General features: G+C 68.8%; 21 protein-coding genes. 9 read left to right on the top strand and 12 right to left on the bottom strand.

Annotated features, from left to right (window positions below; all coding sequences use genetic code 11):
- Positions 1-38: 38 nt before the first annotated feature.
- From gyrB to dnaA, 6 genes are all read right to left on the bottom strand, one after another.
- Positions 39-2,012 (bottom strand): DNA topoisomerase (ATP-hydrolyzing) subunit B, encoded by a 1,974-nt coding sequence (gene gyrB / locus RM788_RS25160; RefSeq protein ID WP_315934210.1) that lies wholly within the window; start codon positions 2,010-2,012, stop codon positions 39-41.
- Between the two features lie 238 nt (positions 2,013-2,250).
- Positions 2,251-2,832, bottom strand: a complete 582-nt coding sequence (locus RM788_RS25155; protein WP_399345080.1) for a DciA family protein — start codon at positions 2,830-2,832, stop codon at positions 2,251-2,253.
- A 58-nt stretch (positions 2,833-2,890) separates the two neighbouring features.
- Positions 2,891-4,042, bottom strand: a complete 1,152-nt coding sequence (gene recF, locus RM788_RS25150; protein WP_315934209.1) for a DNA replication/repair protein RecF — start codon at positions 4,040-4,042, stop codon at positions 2,891-2,893.
- 8 nt (positions 4,043-4,050) lie between these two features.
- Complete coding sequence (gnd, locus tag RM788_RS25145; protein WP_315934208.1) at positions 4,051-4,965, bottom strand: phosphogluconate dehydrogenase (NAD(+)-dependent, decarboxylating); 915 nt, start codon at positions 4,963-4,965, stop codon at positions 4,051-4,053.
- A gap of 30 nt (positions 4,966-4,995) precedes the next feature.
- Complete coding sequence (gene dnaN / locus RM788_RS25140) at positions 4,996-6,135, bottom strand: DNA polymerase III subunit beta (protein WP_315934207.1); 1,140 nt, start codon at positions 6,133-6,135, stop codon at positions 4,996-4,998.
- Positions 6,136-7,325: 1,190 nt separating this feature from the next.
- The gene (dnaA, locus tag RM788_RS25135; RefSeq protein ID WP_315934206.1) at positions 7,326-8,951 is read right to left on the bottom strand and encodes a chromosomal replication initiator protein DnaA; all 1,626 of its coding nucleotides are present in this window, start codon (positions 8,949-8,951) and stop codon (positions 7,326-7,328) included.
- A 449-nt stretch (positions 8,952-9,400) separates the two neighbouring features.
- On the opposite strand from dnaA, the gene rpmH reads away from it, so the two are divergent.
- The 5 genes from rpmH to RM788_RS25110 are packed head-to-tail and all read left to right on the top strand — an operon-like array spanning position 9,401 to position 11,923.
- Positions 9,401-9,544, top strand: a complete 144-nt coding sequence (rpmH, locus tag RM788_RS25130; RefSeq protein ID WP_106184999.1) for a 50S ribosomal protein L34 — start codon at positions 9,401-9,403, stop codon at positions 9,542-9,544.
- Between the two features lie 13 nt (positions 9,545-9,557).
- Positions 9,558-9,932, top strand: coding sequence for a ribonuclease P protein component (gene rnpA / locus RM788_RS25125; protein WP_106184998.1), 375 nt, complete (start codon positions 9,558-9,560; stop codon positions 9,930-9,932).
- Positions 9,929-10,210 carry a membrane protein insertion efficiency factor YidD gene (gene yidD / locus RM788_RS25120; protein WP_315934205.1) on the top strand — a complete coding sequence of 94 codons (282 nt, stop codon included), beginning with the start codon at positions 9,929-9,931 and terminating at the stop codon, positions 10,208-10,210. The genes rnpA and yidD overlap by 4 nt, the downstream gene beginning before the upstream one ends.
- A gap of 4 nt (positions 10,211-10,214) precedes the next feature.
- Positions 10,215-11,318, top strand: a complete 1,104-nt coding sequence (gene yidC, locus RM788_RS25115; protein ID WP_315934204.1) for a membrane protein insertase YidC — start codon at positions 10,215-10,217, stop codon at positions 11,316-11,318.
- A gap of 29 nt (positions 11,319-11,347) precedes the next feature.
- A complete protein-coding gene (locus RM788_RS25110; protein WP_315934203.1) occupies positions 11,348-11,923 on the top strand; it encodes a Jag family protein in 576 nt (191 codons plus the stop codon).
- Positions 11,924-12,244: 321 nt separating this feature from the next.
- Here the strand turns inward: RM788_RS25110 and RM788_RS25105 are convergent, their stop codons facing one another.
- Both RM788_RS25105 and RM788_RS25100 read right to left on the bottom strand, forming a co-directional pair.
- Positions 12,245-12,568 carry a transposase gene (locus tag RM788_RS25105; protein WP_315934202.1) on the bottom strand — a complete coding sequence of 108 codons (324 nt, stop codon included), beginning with the start codon at positions 12,566-12,568 and terminating at the stop codon, positions 12,245-12,247.
- A 457-nt stretch (positions 12,569-13,025) separates the two neighbouring features.
- Positions 13,026-13,505 carry a phosphatase domain-containing putative toxin gene (locus tag RM788_RS25100; RefSeq protein ID WP_315934201.1) on the bottom strand — a complete coding sequence of 160 codons (480 nt, stop codon included), beginning with the start codon at positions 13,503-13,505 and terminating at the stop codon, positions 13,026-13,028.
- Positions 13,506-13,700: 195 nt separating this feature from the next.
- Here RM788_RS25100 and rsmG point away from each other — a divergent pair, with 195 nt between their 5' ends.
- The 3 genes from rsmG to RM788_RS25085 all read left to right on the top strand — a co-directional run bounded on the left by rsmG (position 13,701) and on the right by RM788_RS25085 (position 16,407).
- Complete coding sequence (rsmG, locus tag RM788_RS25095) at positions 13,701-14,366, top strand: 16S rRNA (guanine(527)-N(7))-methyltransferase RsmG (protein WP_315934200.1); 666 nt, start codon at positions 13,701-13,703, stop codon at positions 14,364-14,366.
- A 179-nt stretch (positions 14,367-14,545) separates the two neighbouring features.
- The gene (locus RM788_RS25090; protein WP_399344723.1) at positions 14,546-15,418 is read left to right on the top strand and encodes a ParA family protein; all 873 of its coding nucleotides are present in this window, start codon (positions 14,546-14,548) and stop codon (positions 15,416-15,418) included.
- On the top strand, positions 15,415-16,407 hold the full coding sequence (locus tag RM788_RS25085; RefSeq protein ID WP_315934199.1) for a ParB/RepB/Spo0J family partition protein: 993 nt from the start codon (positions 15,415-15,417) through the stop codon (positions 16,405-16,407). Before RM788_RS25090 ends, RM788_RS25085 begins: the two co-directional genes overlap by 4 nt.
- 98 nt (positions 16,408-16,505) lie before the next feature.
- Here RM788_RS25085 and RM788_RS25080 read toward each other — a convergent pair whose 3' ends face one another.
- On the bottom strand, positions 16,506-17,453 hold the full coding sequence (locus RM788_RS25080; RefSeq protein WP_315934198.1) for a D-alanine--D-alanine ligase family protein: 948 nt from the start codon (positions 17,451-17,453) through the stop codon (positions 16,506-16,508).
- 120 nt (positions 17,454-17,573) lie between these two features.
- The gene (locus tag RM788_RS25075) at positions 17,574-18,890 is read right to left on the bottom strand and encodes an aminotransferase-like domain-containing protein (protein ID WP_315934197.1); all 1,317 of its coding nucleotides are present in this window, start codon (positions 18,888-18,890) and stop codon (positions 17,574-17,576) included.
- Between the two features lie 155 nt (positions 18,891-19,045).
- Here RM788_RS25075 and RM788_RS25070 point away from each other — a divergent pair, with 155 nt between their 5' ends.
- A complete protein-coding gene (locus RM788_RS25070; protein ID WP_315934196.1) occupies positions 19,046-19,690 on the top strand; it encodes a GNAT family N-acetyltransferase in 645 nt (214 codons plus the stop codon).
- Here RM788_RS25070 and RM788_RS25065 read toward each other — a convergent pair.
- A complete protein-coding gene (locus RM788_RS25065) occupies positions 19,687-19,860 on the bottom strand; it encodes a DUF397 domain-containing protein (RefSeq protein WP_315934195.1) in 174 nt (57 codons plus the stop codon). The two genes, RM788_RS25070 and RM788_RS25065, sit on opposite strands and share 4 nt — an antisense overlap.
- Entirely contained in the window at positions 19,835-20,743 is a 909-nt protein-coding gene (locus RM788_RS25060) for a helix-turn-helix domain-containing protein (protein WP_315934194.1), read from the bottom strand. Before RM788_RS25060 ends, RM788_RS25065 begins: the two co-directional genes overlap by 26 nt.
- Positions 20,744-20,807 lie beyond the last annotated feature (64 nt).

Below are 20,807 nucleotides of genomic sequence, written 5' to 3'. Positions count from 1 at the left end.
TTCGCCAGGCGAGTGGGTCTACAGGTGGACGGGCGGCGTCACACGTCCAGGAACCGGACGTCCTTGGCGTTGCGGGTGATGAAGGAGCGGCGCGCTTCCACGTCCTCGCCCATCAGCACGCTGAACAGCTCGTCCGCCGTCGCGGCGTCGTCCAGGGTCACCTGCATGAGCAGGCGGTGAGCCGGGTCCATCGTGGTTTCCCACAGCTCGGAGGCGTTCATCTCGCCAAGACCCTTGTACCGCTGGATGTTGTCGTCCTTGCCGAGCTTCTTGCCCGTCTTCAGGCCTTCCTCGATCACCACGTCGCGCTCGCGGTCGGAGTAGGCGAACTCCGGCTCGATGCGCTGCCACTTGATCTTGTACAGCGGCGGCTGCGCGAAGTAGACGTGGCCGTGCTCGATCAGCGGCCGCATGAAGCGGAACAGCAGGGTGAGCAGCAGCGTGCGGATGTGCTGGCCGTCCACGTCGGCGTCCGCCATCAGGACGACCTTGTGGTAGCGCAGCTTCGACAGGTCGAACTCGTCGTGGATGCCGGTGCCGAGCGCGGTGATGAGGCTCTGCACCTCGTTGTTCTTGAGGACCCGGTCGATGCGGGCCTTCTCCACGTTGATGATCTTGCCGCGGATCGGCAGGATCGCCTGGAACATGGAGTCCCGGCCCTCCTTGGCCGAGCCGCCCGCGGAGTCGCCCTCCACGATGTAGAGCTCGCACTCCTCCGGGTTGGTGGAGCGGCAGTCCTTCAGCTTGCCGGGCAGGCCGCCGATGTCGAGCGCGCCCTTGCGGCGGACCAGTTCGCGCGCCTTGCGGGCCGCCATCCGGGCCTGCGCCGACGAGACCGCCTTCGTGACGATCGTGCGCGCCTCGTTGGGGTGGCGCTCGAACCAGTCGGCCAGGTGCTCGTTGGTCGACTTCTGCACGAACGACTTGGCCTCGCTGTTGCCCAGTTTGGTCTTCGTCTGCCCCTCGAACTGGGGCTCCTTCAACTTCACCGAGATGATCGCGGCGAGACCCTCGCGGATGTCGTCGCCGGTGAGGTTGGTGTCCTTCTCCTTGAGCAGCTTCTTGTCGCGCGCGTACTCGTTGACCACTCGGGTCAAGGCGGCGCGGAAGCCCTCCTCGTGCGTGCCACCCTCGTGGGTGTTGATCGTGTTGGCGAACGTGTACACCGACGCGGTGTAGCCGGTGTTCCACTGCATCGCGACCTCGACGTCGATGCCGTCGCCCTTGGCCTCGAACGCGATGACCTTCTTGTGGACCTCTTCGCGCGTGTGGTTGATGTGCTTGACGAAGTCCTCGAGCCCGTTCGGGTAGTGGAAAGTGCGCTCCTTGACGCGCGCCACGTGACCCTCGGCGTCGGCTTCGGCGTCCGCCTCCACGACCCGCTCGTCGCGCAAGGTGATGGTGAGCCCCTTGTTCAGGAACGCCATCTCCTGGAGGCGACGGGAGATCGTCTCCAGGTTGTAGGTGGTGGTCTCGAAGATCGTCGGGTCGGCCCAGAACGTGATGACCGTTCCGGTGTCCTCTTCCGCGACGGCCGCGCCCTTGGTCAGCGGGTGCGCGGGCTTGGTGTTCTCGTAGCGCTGGTTCCACGTGAAACCTTGGCGCTTGATCTCGACGTCGACGACGGTCGACAGCGCGTTCACGACCGAGATGCCGACGCCGTGCAGACCACCGGAGACCGCGTACGAGTCGCTGTCGAACTTGCCGCCCGCGTGGAGCTTGGTCATGACGACCTCGAGGGTCGGGACCTTCTCCACCGGGTGCATGTCGATCGGGATGCCGCGACCGTCGTCGATCACCCGGACGCCGCCGTTGGCCAGCAGCGTCACGTCGACGAACGTGGCGTACCCCGCCATGGCCTCGTCGACCGAGTTGTCGACCACCTCCTGGATGAGGTGGTGCAGACCCCGCTCGCCGGTGGACCCGATGTACATACCGGGGCGCTTGCGGACGGCCTCCAGGCCCTCGAGGACGCTGATTGAGGACGCGCCGTACTCATTCTTGTCTGCCACGGGCCTGGTGTCTCCTCGACATGAAGCGACAGGACGTCGCCGAGCGGCGACGCTGATGGTCATGCTTACCCGTTATTCTACCGGTCGGATCGCCCCAGGATGCGCCAAGGACACCCCTGGTTTGCTCTCAGAGGCACTCAACTCGACCCGGACGGGTTCGATCGGCTGACCCCAGTGGTCAAATCGGCTGGTGAGCGCTCAGTGCGCCACAGGATCGCCGCTGAACGATTATCGCGGCTCAACCGTAGGTATCACGTGGGCCGCGCCCTGGCGCGTGCCTGGGGCCGAATCGCCAGTTGGGGGCCTGGGGGCCCTGCACCTTCAGCTTCTTCACCACGCCGTCGCCCACCCCCGCGGCGATGCGCTTGATGAGCTCGCGCTGCAGCAGCCGCAGCTGCGTGGCCCACGCCGTGGAGTCCGCCTGCACCGTCAGCTCGCCGTCGCTCAGCGTGATCGGTTTGGCGTGTTCGGCCACGTCCTCGCCCACCAGCTTGGCCCACTTGCCGAACACGTTGCCGCCCGCCAGCCGTTCGGCCCAGCCGTTGTCGGCGGCGACCCGCGAGGCCAGCCTGCCCAGCGGCTGGGGGTCCCGGTCGTCCGGGCCCGCACCCGACCACCGGCGTCGCTTCGACCGGTGCGCACCCGCCGTGGAACGGCGTCCGGCCTGCTTGCCACGGGCCTTCGCCGAGGCCCGCGCGGCCTCCAGCGCCGCACGCGCGAGGTCCGACCCGCGGAGGGTTTCACCGCCGGCTGGGGACAGAACACCCTCTGGAGTGACTCCGGCTGTGGATATGTCCGCAATTTGTGGCGAGTTATCCACACCATCCACAGGGTTGTCCCCAGCTGTGGGTCGTGTCACACCCGTTCGAGGGACGTCCTCAGACATTTCGCACCTCCCCGTGGCGGACCTCGAACCGAGCACCGTCGAGTTCCTCGGGGACGTCCTCGGCCACGGCCGCGGTGATCAGCACCTGCTCGGCGGCGGCCGCGACCTTGGCCAGTTGGCGCCGCCGGTCGCGGTCGAGTTCGGCGAACACGTCGTCCAGCACGAGCACCGGTTCGGCACCGTCGAGGCGCAGCAGTTCGTAGCCGCCGAGCCGCAGGGCCAAGGCGAAGGACCACGACTCTCCGTGACTGGCGTAACCCTTCGCAGGCAGTTCGCCGAGGGCCAGTTCGAGCTCGTCGCGGTGCGGGCCGACCAGGCAGACACCCCGGTCGACCTCCTGCGGGCGGACCCGTTGCAGCTCTTCGAGCATCGCGGCCTCCAGCACGGCGCGGTCGGCCCGCGGACCGTCCGGTCTGCCGAAGCCGTCCGGCTGCGACTCGCCGAGGCTCGACCGGTAGACGATCCGCGCGGGGCGCGACTCCGGCGCCACCTCCGCGTAGGAGGAGGCGACGTGCGGCGCGATGTCCGCGACCAGGTCGAGCCGGGCCGCGAGCAGTTCGGCGCCGTGCTTCGCGAGGTGCCCGTCCCACACGTCGAGGGTGCTGATGTCCCCGGACCGACCGGCCCGGCGGGCGGCACCCGCGGTCTTCAGCAGCGCGCCGCGCTGCTTGAGCACCCGTTCGTAGTCGCCGCGCACCCCGGCGTACCGGGGTGCGCGCGCCACGAGCATGTCGTCGAGGAACCTGCGGCGTTCGCCGGGGTCGCCGCGCACCAGCGCCAGGTCCTCCGGCGCGAACAGCACGGTGCGCAGAATGCCCAGCACGTCACGGGGGCGGGGCACCGGGCCGCGGTTGATCCGCGCCCGGTTGGCCTTGCCCGCCGTGATCTCCAGTTCGACCAGCAGCTCGCGGCCGTCGTTGACGACCGCGGTGCGCACGACCGCGCGCGGGCTGCCGTGCCGGATCAGCGGCAGGTCGGTGGCCACCCGGTGCGACCCGAGCGTGGCCACGTAGCCGAGCGCCTCGACCAGGTTCGTCTTGCCCTGGCCGTTCGGCCCGACCAGCACGCTGATCCCCGGTTCGAACGCCAGGTCGGCGCGCTCCCACGAGCGGAAGTCGCTGACCTGGAGGTGCCTGACGTACAACGGGGGTGTCAGCCCTGCGTGCTGCCGCTGCCGGACGACGGCCCGGCGGCGGTGACGGCGTGGCCACCGAACTGGTTGCGCAGGGCGGCCACCGCGCGCATGGCGGGCGAGTCGTCCTGGCGGGAGGCGAACCGGGCGAACAGCGCGGCGGAGATCACCGGCGCGGGCACCGCGAGGTTGATCGCCTCCTCGACGGTCCACCGGCCCTCGCCGGAGTCCTCGACGTGGCCGCGCAGGTCGTCCAGCTCGGGGTCGGAGTCCAGCGCGCGGACCAGCAGGTCGAGCAGCCAGGACCGGACGACGGTGCCGCGCTGCCACGCCTTGATGGTCGCGGGCACGTTCTCCACGAGCTTGGAGGCCTCCAGCAGCTCGAAGCCCTCGGCGTACGCCTGCATCAGGCCGTACTCGATGCCGTTGTGGATCATCTTCGCGAAGTGGCCCGCGCCGACGGTGCCCGCGTGCGCGAAGCCCTCCTCGCGCGGCCCCTCGGGACGCAGGGCGTCGAAGATCGGCATCGCCAGCTCGACGTGCTCCGCGGCGCCGCCGACCATCAGGCCGTAGCCGTTCTCGAGCCCCCACACGCCACCGGACACGCCGGCGTCGAGGTAGCCGATCTCCTTGTCCGCCAACGCGTCCGCGTTCACCTTGTCGTCGGTGTAGCGGGAGTTGCCGCCGTCGATCACGAGGTCGCCGGGGGACAGCAGTCCACCCAGCTCGGCGATCGTGTTCCGGGTGATGTCACCGGACGGCACCATCACCCACACCACGCGAGGCGCTTCCAGCTTGTCGACCAGGTCCGCGAGCGAACTCGCGTCGGTGACCTCGGGGTTGCGGTCGTAACCGACAACCTCGTGGCCCGCGCGGCGAATCCGCTCGCGCATGTTGAAGCCCATCTTGCCGAGGCCCACAAGTCCGAGCTGCACGGTTCTAGCTCCCCTGTTTCGAGTTGACGTTTAGCCGGGCAGGCGTACGGGCATAAGCAGGTACAGGTAGCCCGGCGCCACTCCGCCATCATCATCGACCGGCTTCAGGAGCGCCGGCCTGCTGGGGGTCGTGAAGGACAGGTGGGCCTTGGGAGTGCGCACGGCGTGCACGCCCTCCAGGAGGTAAGTGGGGTTGAACGCGATCGTGACCGGCTCGCCGGTGTACTCGACCGGGAGCTCTTCCTCGGCGCTGCCCTCGTCGTCGCCACCGGCGGACAGGCGCAGGCCGCCGTCGACGAACTCGAGCCGCACCTGGGTGCCGCGCTCGGCGACCAGCGACACGCGCTTGATGGCCTGGACGAGCGAGTCGACCTCGATGATCGCCGCGGCCGAGTGCTCGCTCGGGAGGAGCTGGCGGTACTTGGGGAAGTCGGCGTCGAGGAGCCGGGTCGTGGTGCGCCTGCCGTTGCCGGACAGGCCGAGCAGCCCGTCGTTCGCGGCAAGCGACAGCTCCACCTTGTTGCCCGCTCCCCCGAGGGTCTTGGCCGCGTCGGCGAGCGTCTTCGCGGGAACCAGCACCGCGGTCTCGCTCAGCGTCTCGTTGGGCTCCCAGGCGAACTCGCGCATCGCCAGCCGGAAGCGGTCGGTCGCGACGAGGGTCAGCTTGCCCTCGCCGATCTCCAGCCGGACACCGGTCAGCATCGGGAGCGTGTCGTCCTTGCCCGCCGCGACGGCGACCTGGGCGACGGCCTCGCCGAAGATCTCGCCCGCCAGTTCGCCGGCGAGCTGCGGCATGTTCGGCAGCGCGGGGTAGTCCTCGACCGGCATCGTCGGGAGGCTGAACTTGGCGCTGCCGCAGGTGATCGTCATCCGGGAGCCGTCGACCGCGATCTCGACCGGGTGGTTCGGCAACGCTTTGGTGATGTCGGCCAGGAGGCGGCCGGAGACGAGCGCCTTGCCGCCGTCGGCCACCGTGGCGGGAACGCCGACCGTCGCCGAGACCTCGTAGTCGAACCCGGAGACCGTCAGCGAATCGCCCGTCTCACCCTCCGACGACCCGGCGTCGAGCATGACTCCACCGAGCACCGGAACGGGCGGCCTCGACGGCAGGCTGCGCGCGACCCAGGCGACGGCGTCGGCCAAGCCATCTCGCTCGACGCGGATCTTCATGAGCGTCCTTCCTAAGTCGGCATGACCGACCGGGGGGACGGTCGGTCCAACGTGGCGGAGCGTTGGGAGCTGTGGGGGTGGGAGCCGCTGGGAAGCGGACCGCGTTCGCCTTAGGGGGTCGAGCTCGGCTCCAACCTCCTGGCGCAGTTGCTCCACCGTAGAGCGTCCGGAGCCTCCACGTCACCTCGGGGCGGCGAGTGCGGGAGCGCCGTCCGAGCGCTTGTCCCCGGGTTTCGCCACCCCCTGTTTTTCTTTTGTTCTTCTCTTCAAGGGAAAACAACAGCAGTAGTAGTAAGGGCTGTGGATTGTGTGGACAACACCTGTCCTCGCAGGTGGGAACCCCTCCGACCCTGTGGGTAACCGGGGGGTCCCACCCGGGGACAACTCGGGGCACCCGGGGACAACTCGTGGACTGCTCCGTTTGGTCCACAGGAAGGCCGAGTTGTCCCCGGGTGCGTCCCCGGGTGTGGGTGGGGTTGTCCCCGGGTGCTGCACAGGGTTCGGGACCCGAAACTCCCCCGTTCGGACAACTTTTCTGAGGTTGTGCACAGGCTATGACCGGCGGTCAACCAGAAAAGATGTCGCAGCCGGCCTGCGTTCCGACCCCCCGGTGGTGCTCGACGGACCCCGTGACGGGGATCCGGAGGCGTGATCCGGTGGCGCTCGGAGGAGTTGCCGAGGGGTCCGCGGGGGCGGTTCGAGGGCGCTGGGGTTTCTGGTCGGACGCGCGCCACGAGTCGGGGGCGTCTTCAGAAAGAGGGCCGCGTCCGACGGGAGGGGCGCGGTAAGGGTCCCATGGAAGGGGTCGGGCGGGACCACCCGCGTGAGGTGATCCCGCCCGCTGTCGAGTCGGTGCCGCCCGGTGCTCGCCGTTCGCCGCCGCGCCTGCTTCGGCGACGAACGGGGGCGGGGCCGGGCCCCCGTCGTAGCGCGAGGGCGACCGTCGAAACGCTCCCCGCCACGCGACCCGGCCGCCTGTGTGGCCGGTTGCAACGGAGGGGGCGACCCGGCCCTCTCCGCGCGATTTTCGACCGCCGGACGTGACCGGCTTCCTGACGGAGTGTGCGGTGGAACGGAGGGGGCGACCCTGCCTCCTCCGCGAGACTCGACCGCCGGACGTGACCGGCTTGCCGAGGGGTGTGCGGTGGAACGGAACGGGCGGACTCCCGAGATCGGGAATCCGCCCACTACTAGATGGTGTGCCGGGACCTCTGCTTGATCCGGGACGTGAGCTCCTGGACCTGGTCGTAGATCCGGCGGCGCTCGGCCATCTCCTTGCGGATCTTCTTGTCCGCGTGCATCACCGTGGTGTGGTCGCGGCCGCCGAACGTCTGGCCGATCTTCGGCAGCGACAGATCGGTCAGCTCGCGGCACAGGTACATGGAGATCTGCCGGGCGTTCGCAAGCGCTTTCGTCTTGCCCTTGCCGCACAGGTCGTCGATCGTCACGCCGAAGTACTCCGCCGTGACGGCCATGATCGTCGGCGCGGTCACCTCCGGCGCGTGCGAGTCCGGGATGAGGTCGCGCAGCACGATCTCCGCCAGCTGCACGTCGACCGGCTGCCGGTTGAGCGACGCGAACGCCGTCACCCGGATCAGCGCGCCCTCGAGCTCGCGGATGTTCCGCTCGATCCTGGCCGCGATGAACTCCAGCACCTCGGCGGGCGCCGCCAGCCGGTCCTGCGCCGCCTTCTTGCGGAGGATCGCGATCCGGGTCTCCAGCTCAGGCGGCTGGATGTCGGTGATCAGACCCCACTCGAACCGCGTCCGCAGCCGGTCCTCCAGCGTTTCCAGCCGCTTGGGCGGCCGGTCGGAGGACACGACGATCTGCTTGTTCGAGTTGTGGAGCGTGTTGAAGGTGTGGAAGAACTCCTCCTGGGTGCCTTCCTTGCCCTCCAGGAACTGGATGTCGTCGACGAGCAGCACGTCGATGTCCCGGTACCGGCGCTGGAAGGCGACCTTGCGGTCGTCCCGGAGCGAGTTGATGAAGTCGTTCGTGAACTCCTCGGTCGACACGTACCGCACCCGCATACCGGGGAACAGCCGCTGGGCGTAGTGCCCGACCGCGTGCAGCAGGTGCGTCTTGCCGAGCCCGGACTCGCCCCAGATGAAGAGCGGGTTGTACGCACGGGCGGGCGCTTCGGCCACCGCGACGGCGGCGGCGTGCGCGAACCGGTTCGAGGCGCCGATGACGAAGGTGTCGAAGTTGTACTTCTCGTTCAGCCGGGTCTGCGACGTCGGCGGGTTCGCGGGCCGGGTGAACGGCGTGCCGCTGACCGGTGCGCTGCCGCTGAACGTCGGCCAGATCTCGTGGACGGTCGCGAGCGCCTCGCGGGCCTCGCGCTCCTCGTCCACCTCATCGCTGTCCGACTCGCCGTCGCCGTCCTCGCCGAGGACGGGCATGCCCGGCATCGACATCTGGTGACCCGGCATGCCCTGGCCGGGCATCGGCGCAGGCATCGGCTGGTGCTGGACCGGCATCGGCTGGCTGATCCCGTTGCCGCCGGGGACGCCGTGCGCGACCTGGATGGGGGTCGTCGGGGTGTTCACCGGCTCCGGTGAGTCGACCTTCACGGCGAGGGACACCGCCCGGCCGAGCCTGCGGGACAGCGCGGCGGTGATCGGTTCGCGCAACGCGCGCTCGATCGCCTCCTTCGCGAAGTCGCTCGGCGCGGCCAGCAGCGCGGTCCCGTCGAGCAGACCGATGGGCCTGGTCACCCGCATCCAAGCTCGTTGCTGCGGGGACAAGGTGCTGGCGGCCAGTTCCGCGACCACCTGCTCCCACACAAGACCGAGATCGGTCTGGTGGTTGGACACCTCCGCGCTCCCCTCCCCTCGACATGCTCCCCCGCGGAGCTACCCGCTTCGCGGTGTGGACTCGGAGAATAGAGGCATCCACAGAGTTATCCACAACTGTGCACGAAGGTGCGGCGGAGCGCGGCGGGTGCCGACGGTGGGATCAGCGCACCGTGCGGGCCGTTTCGGCTGCATCCAGGTGCGCCTCGGAATCCGCGGAGCGTGCACGTTAACAAGTCGTGCCGCCTCTCACAAGGCGGTGCGCGACCGGTGACCCGACGTGGTGGTGGCCACCCCGATTTGAGAACAGGGCACCCGCCTGCGTACCGTAGGTTAAGTCTCCCGCGAGCGACGGGTGCGTTTGGCGCGCTCTTGCCGCGACCGTCCTGCCCAGGTGCCGGACGGCGCCGGATGTATCGGCTGGGGACACCCACAGACCTGCTTGGTAGTCAGCACCGGGAGATCCAGCCGTGAGCAAGGGTAAGCGCACCTTCCAGCCCAACAACCGCCGCCGCGCCAAGACGCACGGGTTCCGGCTGCGCATGCGCACCCGTGCCGGCCGGGCCATCCTCGCCGCGCGGCGCACCAAGGGCCGCGACCGCCTGTCCGCCTGACGACAGCAGCGCCGTGCTCCCCGCGGCCGCCCGGCTGACCCGCAGCCAGGACTTCGGCCTGGTGGTTCGCCGAGGCCGCCGTGCAGGACGGCCCCGGCTGGTCGTGCATGCCCTGATGCCGTCAGCGGGACGGCAGACATCCACCGAATCGTCGGCGCGGCCCACCTTGGACATGTCCAAGGTGGGCTTCGTCGTGAGCAAAGCAGTGGGCAACTCGGTGGTCCGCCACCGGGTCAGCCGCAAGTTGCGCCACGTCGTCCGCGACCGGCTGGCGCTGTTGCCCGAAGGCACCTCGCTCGTCGTGCGCGCGCTGCCCGCCTCAGCCGAGGCGTCCAGCGCGGAGCTGGCGGGCGACTTCGACGCCGCCTTGCGCAGGCTGTTGAGATGACCGCCACGCAGTCGAGTCCACTGGCAAGGGTGCTGATCCTGCCGGTGCGGCTGTACCAGAGGTTCATCTCCCCGTACCTGCCACCGAGCTGTCGCTTCTACCCGAGTTGCAGTGCCTACGCGGTAGAGGCGTTGACCGTCCACGGTGCGCTGCGCGGCTCCTGGCTGACGCTTCGCCGGCTGGCCCGCTGCGGACCCTGGCACCCTGGAGGCCTGGACCCCGTTCCACCGAGGCGACCGAGCCAGGAACCGGTCCCCGACATTCCCGCCGAGGAGTAGCTCCGTGCTCAACTTCATCTACTACCCGGTGTCATTCATCCTCTGGTGTTGGCACTGGGTTTTCGGCCACGTCTTCGGTGAGTCCAGCGGTATCGCGTGGGCGCTGTCGGTGGTCTTCCTGGTCTTCACCCTCCGCGCGCTGCTGTTCAAGCCGTTCGTCGGCCAGGTGCGCTCCATGCGGAAGATGCAGGAGTTCGCGCCAGAACTGCAGAAGATCAAGAAGAAGTACGCGAACGACAAGCAGCGCCAGGCCGCGGAGATGCAGAAGCTGCAGTCCGAGCACGGCGTGAACCCGCTCGGCGGCTGCCTGCCGATGCTGGTCCAGATCCCGGTGTTCATCGGTCTGTTCCACGTGCTGCGCTCGTTCAAGCCCGGCTGGGGCGAGGTCTACTTCTTCGACGCCAAGGGCGTCGAGTCGTTCGTCAACGCGAAGCTGTTCGGTGCGAACCTGTCGACCTTCATCACGATGCCCGCCGACCAGTTGGCGACGTTCACGACCGAGCGCTCCTCGGTCATCATCGTCGCCATCCCGATGATGATCGTGGCGAGCATCGCGACCCACTTCACCGCGCGGCACTCGGTCGCCCGGCAGAAGCAGGCGGCGACGGACAACCCGCAGACCGCCATCATGAACAAGCTGACGCTCTACATCTTCCCGATCGGCGTCCTCGTCGGTGGGCTCTTCTTCCCCATCGCGATCCTGCTCTACTGGCTGAGCAACAACGGCTGGACGCTGGCGCAGCAGCACTTCGTGTACCGCTCGATCGACCGCGAGGAAGAGACGAAGAAGGTCGAGGCGGTCAGCGCCCGCTCCGCTCTCGCTCCGAAGCCCGGCGTCAAGCCCACCACCCCGCGGCCCGGCCAGAAGCCGACACCCGGCGTGCGGACCACCACGAGCGCCAAGGCCGCGGGCACCGCCAAGCCAGCCGGTAGCGCCAACGCCAAGCGGCCCGTCTCCCCCGCCCAGGGCACGCCTCCGGCGATCGTCGAGTCGACGCCGAAGACGTCCGGGACCAACGGCGACGACCCCGCGGCCAACACCGAGATCCCCGGCCTGATCACAGGTCGATCCCCTGGCAAGAAGCAGGGCAACAAGAAGCGTCGTTGACCGGGCGCTTGCCCTGGAGAGGAGACATCGTGTCGGAGACGTTGCAGGCGGCCGAAGTGGACGCGACCGAGGTGGAGGCCGCTGACGCGGAGGCGGCGGAGGACACCGTCGAGGCTGAGCCGAAGACGCGTGGCAGTTCGGAAGACCTGCTCGTCCAGGAAGGCGACATCGCGGGCGATTACCTGGAGCGCCTGCTCGACCTGCTCGACTACGACGGCGACATCGACCTGGACGTCGAGGCGGGTCGGGCGATCGTCAGCATCGACGGCGGCGAGGACCTGGAGAAGCTCGTCGGCACCCGCGGCACCGTGCTCGAGTCGCTCCAGGAGTTGACCCGGCTCGCGGTGCAGCAGGAGACCGGCGTGCGCAGCAGGCTGATGCTGGACGTGGCGGGCTGGCGTGCGGGCCGTCGCGCCGAACTGGCCGACCTCGGCCGGACCACGGCCGAGAAGGTGCTGTCGTCGGGTGAGCGCATCCGCCTGCACCCGATGACCCCGTTCGAGCGCAAGGTCGTCCACGACGCCGTGGCGGCCGTCGCCGGTGTGCACAGCGAGAGCGAGGGCGAGGAGCCCCAGCGCCGAGTTGTGATCCTGCCGCAGGCCTGACCCAGCCGGACCCGAAGCGCGGCCCGCTCCCCCGTGGAGCGGGCCGCGCTTTTTTGTTGCCCGCGATGCGGGTTGGCGGGAACGTCTTCGAGCGGTGCCGCGATCTGCTGCCGCGCTGCTGCCCCCGCGTCATCGCCGCAGTCACGTTCCACGTGAAACATGACGCTGCACGTCGGCTGCCGGGCGGCCTGATCGGGCGACTCCGGGATGTCTCCTGGTACCTGTTTCCGAGCTGCTGCGACTGTGTCAGTCGGTGACTGGTGATGCGGATCATCGACCACCGCACCTGTGGCTTCGTGATGGTGGCGTAGTCGTTCATAGTCACGGACACAGCGGCGGTGACCGGTAGTCCACGCTCAGAGTCATCAACACCGCGACCGGCAATCCCAGGGTGTCCACAGCGATATGGCGCTCATGGCCCTGAACCTTCTTCCCCGCGTCGAAACCGCGGGTCGCCTTGCCCACGGTCTCCGCGGCCCGCACCGACTGCGAGTCGATGATCGCCGCCGACGGCGCCGCCACCCGACCCGCGGCCAGCCGGGCCCGGTCGCGCAATGCGTCGAGCACCCGCCGCGACGCACCCGCCTTCTCCTGGAGGTTGAAGCGTTTGTAGACCCTGACCCAGGGCGGGAAATCCGCGGGCAACGCTCGCCGCGACCCGCCAGACACACTGGATCAGGCAACGGGTCGAGTTCCGCCCACTGGGCGTCGGAGAGTTCGGTGGGATACCGGCGTTCCCGCCGGACGGGCTGATCGAAGGTTTCCGAGCTGCTGCGCCTGCGCCAGTCATCGGCTGGTGATGCGGATCATCGACTACCGCACATGCTCCGTGATGGTGGCGCAGTCGTTCGCAGTCACGGATGCAGCGGCGGTGACCGGTGATCCACGCCAGGGTTCGCTCCGCCACTCCACGACGCGGCAGCACGGTGAAGTGGGGCAGATCAAGTGGTTCGACGATCTCCACCGCCAGGCCGAGGGTTCTTGCGTGCCGAGTCGAGCGAGGTGCCGACCGGGACGCGGCAAGTCGGATATAGGAACTGAGAGCCGCTGCACGTTTCACGTGAAACAGGTGCCCCCATGCGTCAGCGTCGATAGGCGTGTTTCACGTGAAACGGATCCACTCGCGTTGGGTGTCGGTCTCCGGCACCGGGCAACCGCGGGCGGCCGAGATGAGGCGCCACGCCTCGTCGGGGTCGGCGCCGTCCAGGACGAGGAGGCTGGCGGCGATCAGCGAGGAGCGGCCGATGCCGGCCCAGCAGTGGACGACGACGTTCGCTCCCCCGCGCAGCTCCGCCACGAGAGCGGTCAGCGTCGGTGTGATCGCGTCGCGGTCGGGTACGCCGAAGTCGCCGATCGGCAGTGGGTGGAACTCGAGCCCGGCCGCCTCGGCGGCGGAGCGCTCGTCGCGCAGATCCAGCGCCGCCTCCTCCCCCGATGTCAGCGCGGAGACGAGGACGTCCACACCGGACGTCCGAAGTGCCGCCATCGACGCGACCAGGTCGGCTCCACCCGGCGGATGTGCCATCGTGCTGAGTCGGCCCGGAAAGGCGCGCTGCACCGGGTAGGTCTCGGGTGGGCGCATGATTTGGCCCTCGTTTCACGTGAAACACCATCGATCTTCGTCGCGGCATTGGCGTGTCGGACGATTCATCCGCCATCATGTACAGCGGCAGTTTTCGCGGATTCTGCGGACGCCCACCTACCCACCACTTGGCCGCCTGAGCGCGGCTCGCGTGGTTTCACGTGAAACGTCACGGATGGAGACATGGTCGGAGATATGGAAGACCGCGCGAAGCGAGTCTTCGGCGACCACCTCGACCAAGCGGTCGTGTTCGCTCAGCTGCTCACCGACCACGGGGTCGAGCGCGGACTGATCGGGCCGCGTGAGGTCGAGCGCCTGTGGGAACGTCATCTGCTCAACTCGGCGGTCATCGCGGAGTTGCTTCCTCAAAATTGTCGGGTGGTGGACGTAGGCTCGGGCGCGGGTCTGCCGGGCATCCCCCTGGCGATCGCCCGACCTGACCTGAAGCTCACCCTCCTGGAGCCGATGGCCCGTCGGGTGGCCTGGCTGGACGAGGTCGTGGAGACGCTGGATCTGTCGGTGACGGTGATCCGGGGTCGAGCTGAGGAGGCGTCCGTGCGGGAGCAGCTGTTCGACATCGACGTCGTGACAGCGCGCGCGGTGGCTCCGCTGGAACGGTTGGCGCGGTGGTGCATGCCGCTGCTGAAGCCGGGTGGCCAGCTGGTGGCGCTCAAGGGTGAGAGCGCGCTGGAGGAGATGGAGCGCGACGCCGAGGCGGTGCGCCGAGCCGGGGGTTCCCGGCAACGCGTGGTGTCCTGCGGCGCCGATGTACTCGAAGTGCCGACCACGGTCGTGCTCGTGGAACGTTCCGAGCTGAGTGGTCGTCGTGACGGAGCACGTCGACGAAGGAAGGATCGGTGAGCGTGTATCCGGATCCGGTAGCACGACCCGGCAACGAAGCTCTGCAGCCGCTGTTCCGGGCGGCTGATGTTCCACGTGAAACAGAGCGCTCAGCCGCTCCCGACGGCGCTGTCGGACTCGACCAAGCGCTCCCCCCGATCACCACCGCCCCGCAGACTGGAACGGCAGGAGACAGCGCCGTGTGGACACCGATCGCCGAAGAAGCCGCCCGCGCAACCCGTGTGCTGCACCCCGACAACCTCAAACTCCCCCGCCCCACACGCCGCCGCACCCTCGTGGTCGCGAACCAGAAGGGCGGCGTCGGCAAGACCACCAGCACGGTGAACATCGCCGCCGGGCTGGCGATCGCCGGGCTCAAGGTGCTCGTCATCGACCTCGACCCGCAGGGCAACGCGAGCACCGCGCTGGCCATCGAGCACCGCTCCGGCACCCCCTCGGTGTACGAGGTGCTGATCGGTGAGATCTCGGTGTCCGAGGCGGCTCAGGTCAGCAACCAGTCCCCCAACCTCTACTGCGTGCCCGCGACGATCGACCTCGCGGGCGCCGAGATCGAGCTCGTCTCGATGGTGGCGCGCGAGTCGCGGCTCAAGGAGGCGCTGAGCCCGGAGGCGCTGGAGGGGATCGACCCGGACTACATCTTCATCGATTGCCCGCCGTCGCTCGGTCTGCTGACCGTCAACGCGATGGTCGCCGCGCAGGAGGTGCTGATCCCGATCCAGTGCGAGTACTACGCGCTGGAGGGGCTCGGGCAGCTGCTCCGCAACATCGAGCTGGTGCAGGCGCACCTGAACCCGATGCTGAACGTCTCGACCATCCTGCTCACGATGTACGACGGCCGGACCAAGCTGGCCGACCAGGTGACCAGCGAGGTGCGCGGGCACTTCGGCGACACGGTTCTGCGGACGGTCATCCCCCGCAGCGTGAAGGTCTCCGAGGCTCCGGGATTCGCGCAGACGGTGCTCACCTACGATCCCGGCTCACGGGGTGCGATGAGCTACCTGGACGCAGCACGGGAGATCGCCGAGTTCGGCGCGAGGATGGGGTTGGCATGACGGAGCAGCGCAAGGGTGGACTCGGACGAGGGCTCGCCGCCTTGATTCCGAGCGGGCCGCCGCCGGGGTCCGGCCCGGTGCGGCCGCACGCCACCAACGGCAACGGCTCCGCCCCTGCGCGTTCCGACACGGGTGTGGACGCGGCGGACCACAGCGGCTCGGTCGCGGGTGCGGTGTACCGGGAGCTGCCGGTCAACTCGATCAAGACGAACCCGAAGCAGCCGCGGCACGTCTTCGACGAAGAGGCGCTCCGGGAGCTGGAGCACTCGATCCGCGAGTTCGGCCTCATGCAGCCGATCGTCGTGCGCGAGTTGGGCGAGGGCGACTACGAACTGGTCATGGGTGAGCGCCGTTGGCGCGCCACCCAGCAGGCCGGGTTGAAGACGATCCCGGCGATCGTGCGGCAGACGCACGACGACGTGATGCTCCGCGACGCCCTGTTGGAGAACATCCACCGGGTGCAGTTGAACCCGCTCGAAGAGGCGGCGGCGTACCAGCAGCTGCTCCAGGAGTTCGGCGTCACGCACGAGGAGCTGGCGGACAAGATCGGCCGCAGCCGCCCGGTCGTGACGAACACGATCCGCTTGCTGAAGCTCCCCCTCCCCGTGCAGCGGCGGGTGGCGGCGGGCGTCCTGTCGGCCGGGCACGCGCGCGCGTTGCTCGGGTTGGACAACCCCGGCGCGCAGGAGGACTTGGCGACGAAGATCGTCGCGGAGGGGATGTCGGTCCGCGCGACCGAGGAAGCGGTGACGCTCGCGAAGAGCGCGGAGCCCGCGAAGGCGAAGGTGGTCCGCCGGAAGGCGATCCACGCGCCGGGTCTCCAAGATCTCGCGGAGAGGCTCTCGGACAACTTCGACACCCGCGTGAAGGTCGAACTCGGGCAGCGAAAAGGCCGGATCGTCGTCGAATTCGGGTCAGTTGATGATCTTGAACGCATCATCCAGCTGATGGCCCCAGAAGCGACAAATCGGACATCGTTGGAGGCCTAGGGTATCCCCCCAGGTCGCTTTGTCACGGTGACGATTGCCCTCCGTGGTTGAAAAACCACGGAGGGCAATGTCATGTTCCACGTGAAACAGCGTGCAAGTCAGCGGGAAACGGCGCGTTCGATCAGCCCGGCGTAGATCTCCCCGAGCGATTCGCCCGCCGCTTCGACCGCCATCGGCAGCAGCGAGGTCTCGGTCAGCCCCGGCGACACGTTCACTTCGAGGAACTGCACGGTGCCGTCCGCCATCACGATCGCGTCGGTGCGCGACACGTCCCGCAGACCGAGCAGCCGGTGCGCGGCGACCGCCAGCTCCCCCACCGACTTGGCCGCGGCGGCGTCCAACCGCGCGGGAGCGTGGAAGTCCGTCAGCCCGGCGGTGTACCGCGAGGTGTAGTCGTAGATCTCGCCGTTCTCCGGAACGATCTCCACCGGCGGCAGCGCGTACGGACCGTCGGGTCCGTCGATGACGACGACCGCCACCTCCGTCCCGTCGATGTACTGCTCGGCCAACACGGTCTCGCCGTACGCCAGGCAGCCCACCATCGCGGTCGGCAGTTCGGACGCGTCCCGGACGACCTGGGCGCCCAGCGCGGACCCGCCCTGGTCCGGCTTGAGCATCAGCGGCAACCCGAGGCTGCGCACCATCGAGTCGAGCACCGGCTGCGCGCCGAGTTCGCGGAACGTCGCGTGCGGCAGCACGACCCACTCCGGCGTCGTCAGCCCGGCACGGGCCAGCTCGGCCTTCGCGATCGGCTTGTCCCACGCCCGGCGGCAGGCGCGCGAGTCGGTGCCGACGTACGGGACGCCGAACACCTCCAGGACCGCCTGCACCGACCCGTTCTCGCCCTCACCGCCGTGCAGCGCGACGACGACCGCGTCCGGCCGGTGCTCCCGCAACCGGCTCAGCAGACCGCGGTCGGTGTCCCACTCCTCCACCGTCACGCCGACCGAGCGCAACGCGGCCGACAGCCTGCGGCCGGACCGCAGCGACACCTCGCGCTCGTGCGACAGCCCACCGGCGAGTACCGCTACCCAACGCTCCGACACGACTCATCTCCCCAACTCGATGACAATGAACGAAGACCGGAAAAACCAACGGGGCCATCCAGGTGCCGTCCGGTCGGACGATACGTGGATGGCCCCGTTGGGAAGCTCGCCGGACGCGGTCTAGGCGGTGTCCGGCGACGGGCTCTGCGGACCGCCGACCTCGCGGCTGGTGGTCGGTCCGAACGTGGCGTGCAGCTGCGCCTCGTCCTCCAGGACGTTCGCCAGCCGCCGGATGCCCTCGCGGATCCGCTCCGGCGTCGGGTAGCAGTACGAGATCCGCAGCTGCCTGCTGCCGAGCTTGTCCGCGTAGAAACCGGTGCCCGACGCGTACGCGACCCGCTGGGTCACCGCGCGGGGCAGCATCGCCTTGGTGTTGATGCCCTCCGGCACCGTCAGCCACACGTAGAACCCGCCGTCCGGCCGGTTCCACGAGCACCCCTCCGGCATGTGCTGCTCCAGCGCCGAGATCGCCGCGTCCCGGCGTTCCCGGTAGGCCTCGCGGTAGATCTTGATCTGGCCCTTCCAGTCGTGCGTCGACAGGTAGCGGGACACGATCATCTGGTTCAGCGTGGGCGGGCACAGCGTGGCCGACTCGGCGGCCAGGACCAGCTTCTCGCGCACGGCGTGCGGCGCGAGCACCCAGCCGACCCGCAGGCCGGGGGCGAACGTCTTCGAGAACGACCCGAGGTACACGACGTTGTCCGGGTCGCTCGACCGCAGCGCCGGGTACGTCTGGCCGTCGAAGCCCAGCAGGCCGTACGGGTTGTCCTCGACGACCAGCACGCCCGCCTGGCGGCAGATCTCCAGGACCTCGGCGCGGCGGCTGACCGCCAGCGTCACGCCGGCGGGGTTGTGGAAGTTCGGGATCGTGTACAGGAACTTGACCCGGCGACCGGACCGCTCGACCGCGGCCAGCGCCTCGCGCAGCGCCGCCGGGATCAGCCCGTCCGCGTCCATGGCCACATGCACGACCTGCGCCTGGTACGCGGCGAACGACCCGAGCGCGCCCACGTACGACGGGCCCTCGGCCAGCACGACGTCACCGGGGTCGACGAAGATCCGGGTGACCATGTCCAGCCCCATCTGGGACCCGACCGTCACCACCACGTCGTCCGGGTGCGCGTGGATGCCCTCCAGCGCCATCACGTCGCAGATCTGCTCGCGCAGCTCGGGGACGCCGTGCGCGGAGCCGTACTGGAGGGCGACCAGGCCGTCGGTCGCGATCAGTTCACCGACCTCGCGCGCCAGCCCGTCGAGCGGGAGCGCCGCCAGGTGCGGCATCCCACCCGCGAGGGACACCACCTCCGGCCGGCTGGCCACTGCGAAGAGTGCCCGGATCTCCGACGCCGTCATCCCCGCCGTGCGTGCCGCGTACCGGCGCACGTGGGGATCGAGACTTCTGGGGCCCTGCTTGGCGGGCTGTCCGGGACTGGTCACGGTGGACTCCTGCACTCGCGCTGGGAGTGATTATTACCGGCGGGTTGGTACCGGGCGAGTGTAACCGTCGTCCCGTTAGTGGCATCCGCCTTCCGGCATCGGTCTACTCCGCCTATCCTCGTGGAGGTTCCTGAAAACTGGGTTTGGAGGTCGGGGTGTCGCGACGCGTCGTGGGCGTCACGCTTGACAACCTGGAGCACCTCTCGAAGCACAGCAGAACGTGCGTCTTCTGGGAGCTGGCCCCCCATCTGAAGGAGCAGGCCGAGGAGTACGGCGACACCGAGTTCGAGAAGGAAGCCTGGGTCTCCAGCGTCCTGCTCGAATGGGGTTCGTGCGGTCGCATCATCTACTGCGACGGCATCCCGGCCGGTTCGGCGTTCTACGCCCCGCCCGCCGCCGTGCCGCGCGCCATGGCCTTCCCCACCTCACCGGTCAGCGCCGACGCCGTGCTGATGACCTCGCTGGAGGTGCTGCCCGAGTTCCGCGGCGGCGGCCTCGGCCGGGTCCTCGTGCAGTCGGTCGCCAAGGACCTCACCAAGCGCGGCGTGAAGGCCATCGAGGCGTTCGGCGACAACCAGCCGGATCCCGACGCCCCCGGCTGCGTCACCCCGGCCGACTTCCTCCTCCAGGTGGGCTTCAAGACGGTCCGCCCGCACCACCGCTGGCCCAGGCTCCGGTTGGAGTTGCGGACCGCGCTGGGGTGGAAGGAAGACGTCGAGGCGGCGCTGGAACGGCTGCTGAACACCGTCACGGTGTCCACCGCCGAACCCAGCTTCCGCCGCGCGTCCGCGAACATCTAGACGCGACCCAAGAACGCCCGCCACTGGACCAGTGGGAAAGCAAGCGCTGGTCCAGTAGCGTTCTTGGAGTCCCGCACAGCCACGCCCACGGCCGGGTAGGCGACCTCGACGCAGCTTTGCTGCCCGCTGGTGCTGTAGGTGCTCTTACGCCAGGTCAGATCCTTGGTCATCGCGGTCCCCTCGACGGTCGTAGACATCCGCCCACTGGGCGAACACTGACCGTGATTGTTCCGCATCCAGGGCAAGCCTCGCGAGCGCGTTCTTCTTGCGCTGGTAGGTAGTGATGGCCTGCTCCTCTTCGATGAACAGGGTCGCGGTGTCCGTCTCGGTGTAGCTGACCGGCTTCACCGGTCTGCCGAAGGTCATCAGGTTGAACGGGCCGCGAAGGGAGGGGTGGCCTGGTGCGGACCTGGGAATCACCCGCGGGCTCAGGTGCGACCACTCGCACATGAAGGTCAAGCGCATCAACTGGTCATGCATGATCTCGGCACTGCCGACCACTGCTTGCAGTGCCGCCTCGTGGATGTAGAACACCGCTTCAGGCGCGCTCGACCCGGTCAAGATCGATTGGCGGTCCATCCGAGCGGCGGTGCAGAAGTCGATGTCCTCAAGCGGATCCTCGCCCGACATGCTGATCATCGCCTTGGCGTAGGCAGATGTCTGGAGCAGCCCGGGGATGACCATGGGCTCGTAGACCGCCATCGTCAGCGCGGCCTTCTCGTGGATCATCAGGCATAGCAGGTTGTCCGAGAGACGACCGTTGTGCGCCCGGATGAAGTGGCCGATGTCCTGCTCGGCGGCTATCCGGTGGATGCGGGCTCGGGTCTGCGGATCCACTCCCAGCTTCCCCAGCAGGGTCCCGTAGTCCCACTCGCTGGTCTGCCGCCACCCGCGCTCCAACTTGCTGAGCTTCCCCGGCGACCACCCCAACTCCTCGGCGACCGCCGTCGCCTTGAGGTTCGCGCGCTTCCGCGCCAGGTGCAGCTCGTGCCCCAGCTCCCTGGTGCGCGCGGTCGTCATCCGTGCCAGGTGCTCATCGCCCAGGTCTCCCATGACGCCAGAAGCTAGTGCCCCTCGGAGCGGAAAACACTGGTCAGAGCTGTTTTCCACTCCAAGG

The organism is Umezawaea sp. Da 62-37 (assembly GCF_032460545.1).
Classification (GTDB): domain Bacteria; phylum Actinomycetota; class Actinomycetes; order Mycobacteriales; family Pseudonocardiaceae; genus Umezawaea.
This window is presented reverse-complemented; position numbering and strand designations above follow the sequence as displayed.